Raw genomic sequence first — 220 nt, 5'->3', positions numbered from 1 at the left:
TAGAACAATGGGTCTTCCGCCTCGAATCATCTAAGTCAAAATGGATAAGATGAACGTTCAACGACTATCTCGTATAACTGACGAGAGTACACCACAAGCCTATGGTGGTGGAAAAATCCTCTATCTCTAAGTAGATAAACATATAGTCTGCGCTCATGTGAAAACATGAGAAGTTCATAAGAGAACTGGCTAAGGAATTGCGCCCTTAGTTGAACAAGAT

1 protein-coding gene is annotated in these 220 nt (G+C 40.5%); it reads right to left on the bottom strand.

All coding sequences use genetic code 11. The features are described from left to right. Positions 1-35: 35 nt before the first annotated feature. Positions 36-220, bottom strand: a 185-nt coding sequence (locus MR155_RS31730) for a hypothetical protein (protein ID WP_242312146.1), incomplete at its 5' end; no start/stop codon positions are given.

The sequence above is a fragment of the Bacillus cereus group sp. BfR-BA-01331 genome (assembly GCF_022663915.1).
GTDB lineage: Bacteria > Bacillota > Bacilli > Bacillales > Bacillaceae_G > Bacillus_A > Bacillus_A mycoides.
This window is presented reverse-complemented; position numbering and strand designations above follow the sequence as displayed.